This window comes from Microbacterium sp. UBA837 (genome assembly GCF_002296025.1).
Lineage (GTDB): Bacteria > Actinomycetota > Actinomycetes > Actinomycetales > Microbacteriaceae > Microbacterium.
In genome coordinates this window covers 1-3,629 of the sequence record NZ_DBHD01000120.1, presented here as the reverse complement: position 1 = coordinate 3,629, position 3,629 = coordinate 1, and the positions used below count along the sequence as shown (strand labels likewise).

The window sequence follows — 3,629 nt, the reverse complement described above, 5'->3', positions numbered from 1 at the left end:
CCGGTGGAGCGGCGCTTGGTCTGTCGTGCCATGAGGGTGATTCAGCTCCGCTCGGGTTACTTGAGGAAGTAGATGACGAAGAACAGGGCGATCCAGACGACGTCGACGAAGTGCCAGTAGTACGACACGACGATGGATGACGTCATCTCCTTGCGGCCGAAGTTCTTGACCGCGAAGGCGCGTCCGATCACGAGGAGGAAGGCGATGAGGCCACCGGTCACGTGGAGGGCGTGGAAGCCGGTCGTCAGATAGAAGGCCGACGCGTACGCGTTCGCCTGGATCGGCATCCCCTCGGTGACGAGCTGGGCGTACTCCCACACCTGGCCCGACACGAAGATGGCGCCCAGGGCAAAGGTCAGCCAGAACCACTCGACCATGCCCCAGCGGTCGCGGAACCGGTTGGTCTTGACCGTGTAGGGCTGGAAGCGCTCAGCAGCGAAAACACCCATCTGGCAGGTGACGGATGAGAGCACCAGGATCGTGGTGTTGACCGCAGCGAACGGGACGTTCAGCAGCTGGGTCTCTTGAGCCCACAGGTCGGGGGAGGTGCTTCGCAGTGTGAAATAGATCGCGAAAAGGCCGGCGAAGAACATGACTTCGCTGCCGAGCCACACGATTGTTCCAACTGCGACCGGGTCGGGTCGCTTGACCGACCGCATGGCCTGGGAGTACGTCGCTGAGCTGGTGGTCACATTCTTCATTATGGCTGAAGATTTGCCTGGGGTTTCGCATGAGCCACCACTGATGTGACCTGGTTCCCGACTTAGGTGAACCTCAGTTGCCCGCCCCGCTACGCTCGGAGCCATGACCCAGCAGCCGTCCTGGTCCTCAATCATCAGCGCCCTCCTCGAGGGTGAGGACCTCAGCGTGTCGGAGTCGAGCTGGGCGATGCGCCAGATCATGGCGGGTGAGGCGACACCCTCGCAGCTGGCGGGATTCCTCATAGCTCTCCGTGCGAAGGGGGAGACCGTCGACGAGATCGTCGGTTTCCGCGACGCGATCCTCGAGGCTGCGCTACCGCTTCGGGTGGATCCTCACGTCCTGGACATCGTCGGAACCGGTGGCGATCGTCATCGCACCGTCAATGTGTCGACGACCGCATCGATCGTCGCCGCTGCCGCAGGCATCCCGGTCGTCAAGCACGGGAACAAGGCGGCGAGTTCGGCATCCGGGTCTTCCGACGTCCTGTCGGCTCTCGGCGTTGATCTTCGCCTCTCGCCGGATGCCGTGGCCGAGGTTCTCGACCGAGCCGGCATCACCTTCGCGTTCGCTGCCGCTTTCCACCCCGGATTCCGGCACGCCGGGCCCACCCGCGCCGAGCTCGGGGTTCCCACGGTCTTCAATTTCCTCGGCCCCCTGTGCAACCCGGCCCGCGCCGAGGCGAACGCTGTGGGCGTCGCACACCTGGACCGCGTGCCCCTCATCACCGGCGTGTTCCGCACGCGCGGCGCGACAGCGCTGGTGTTCCGCGGCGACGATGGGCTGGACGAACTGACCACCACCGGACACAGCCGCATCTGGGAGGTGTCGCGCGGCGACATCCACGAGCACGATCTCGATCCGCGGGATCTCGGCATCCCGCTCGCGACCCTCGACGACCTTCGCGGGGGTGCGCCCGACCACAACGCCGAGATCGTTCGGCGTGTCTTGGCGGGAGACGCTGGGCCGGTGCGTGACATCGTGCTGTTGAACGCGGCGGCGGGGATCGTGGCGTACCGGCTGTCACAGGATGCCGCGCAGGCACAGCTGCCGATCGTGGAGCGCCTCCGGGATGCGCAAGCGGATGCCGCTGCGGCCATCGACTCGGGTGCGGCTGCGGCAAAACTGCACGCGTGGGCCGAGGCGACTGCCGCGCTCGCACCCTGACCTGGGCCATTCACCGAATTTCTCGTCGGGGGACCTACGTCACTGTCCGTAGGCCGACCGGCTTCGTAGCGTGGATGTCGACGGTGAGATACACCGCCGAATCCCCCCCGACGATGCATGTCCCTGAAGGAGAAATCGCCATGTCCGCCACCGACACAGCCAGCGCCGCTGATACTGTTCAGGCGCCTGCCCGCAACCTCGGTCTCGTGAAGGTGGTGGGGATCCTCGGCATCGTCGGTGGTGCCCTGCTCATCATCGTGGGCATCGTCGTGTGGGCTACCGTCTCGAGCCAGTTGCGCGCCGAGAACATCACGATCCCCGAAGATGCGATCGCCTTCCAAGGCCAGACCGTTGCCGGTCCCTTCACCGCCTACGTGCAGGCCGACATCATTCAGCGCCACGCCCTCGAGGCATCCGGCGGTGCCACTTACGCCGAACTCGACCGCGAAGATCCGGTGCGCGCGACCATGATGAACGCGTCGTTCCTGCGGGCATCCCTCTTCACCTCGGTCGTCAGCTTCGGTGTCTCCGCATTCGCCATGGGCATCGGTGTGCTCTCGATCCTGTTCGGCTGGGCCCTCCACCGCCTCGCCAGCGCCCCAGTCGTCGTCAAGCGCGCGGGAGTCACACCCTGACGCGCTGACGCCTCGCCGACCCTCCTCGCGGAGGTAGGACTTCTCCCGGGCGTAGGTCGATCGCGACAGCAATCGACCTACGCCCGGGATTTTGCCTACCTGCAGAAGGCGATGCGCGCGGTCGGTGGGGCGTGTCAGGCTGGGCGGCATGAGCGAGCCGGAGCTGCAGCCGTACGACGCGCTGATCGAGATCGCCCTGCTTCTGGAGCGCGAGCGGGCGATCCGCTACAAGGCGAAAGCGTTTCGTGCTGCCGCCGCAGCGATCGAGGGGCTGGATGCCGCGCAGCTGGCCGACACCGCGGGGCTGCGGCGCCGGAAGGGGATCGGCGATTCGACCCTCGCGGTGATCGTCCAGGCCCGGGAGGGGCGCGTGCCGGACTATCTCGCCGAGTTGCGGGAACGGGCCGGCATCCGGCCCTCTGCGCTCAGCGCGCTGCTGCGCGGCGACCTGCACAGCCACTCCGATTGGTCGGACGGCACGACGCCGATTGCGGCGATGGTGAAGGCCGCCCGTGAGCTCGGGCGGGAGTACCTCGCGCTCACCGACCATTCGCCCCGGCTTCGGGTGGCAAACGGCCTGTCGGCGCAGCGACTGCGGGAGCAGATCCCGATCGTGGAGAGCTTCCGCGACGATCGGTTCACCCTGCTCACGGGCATCGAGGTCGACATCCTCGACGACGGCGGGCTCGATCAGCAGGATGACCTGCTGTGCTCACTGGACATCGTCGTGGCATCAGTGCACTCGAAGCTGCGGATGGATCGCGGCCCCATGACGACACGGATGCTGCGCGCAGTGCGAAGCGGCAGGATCGATGTTCTGGGGCATGTGACCGGCAGGCTGGTCAGCGGCCAGCGGGGGACGAGGCCGCCGTCGGAGTTCGATGCGGATCGCGTCTTCGATGCGTGCGCGGAACACGGTGTTGCTGTCGAGATCAATTCGCGTCCCGAACGCGAGGATCCGCCGGATGAGCTGATCGCGCTCGCCCTGGCGAAGGGATGCCTGTTCTCGATCGACTCCGACGCGCATGCGCCGGGTCATCTGTCGCTGCTGGATTACGGCGCCGAGCGGGCGGAGCGCGTCGGGGTTCCGGCTGACCGGATCGTCACGACGTGGCCGCTGGCGCGCCT

At 66.5% G+C, this 3,629-nt stretch carries 4 protein-coding genes; 3 read left to right on the top strand and 1 reads right to left on the bottom strand.

The window, feature by feature from the left end; translation table 11 throughout:
* Positions 1–56: 56 nt before the first annotated feature.
* Entirely contained in the window at positions 57–701 is a 645-nt protein-coding gene (locus B3587_RS09080; protein WP_292728006.1) for a cytochrome c oxidase subunit 3, read from the bottom strand.
* A gap of 103 nt (positions 702–804) precedes the next feature.
* On the opposite strand from B3587_RS09080, the gene trpD reads away from it, so the two are divergent.
* The 3 genes from trpD to B3587_RS09065 form a co-directional block, all read left to right on the top strand.
* Entirely contained in the window at positions 805–1,866 is a 1,062-nt protein-coding gene (gene trpD, locus B3587_RS09075) for an anthranilate phosphoribosyltransferase (protein WP_292728004.1), read from the top strand.
* Between the two features lie 140 nt (positions 1,867–2,006).
* Positions 2,007–2,501, top strand: a complete 495-nt coding sequence (locus B3587_RS09070; RefSeq protein WP_292728003.1) for an aromatic ring-opening dioxygenase LigA — start codon at positions 2,007–2,009, stop codon at positions 2,499–2,501.
* A 163-nt stretch (positions 2,502–2,664) separates the two neighbouring features.
* Positions 2,665–3,629, top strand: a 965-nt coding sequence (locus tag B3587_RS09065; protein WP_292728008.1) for a PHP domain-containing protein, incomplete at its 3' end; no start/stop codon positions are given.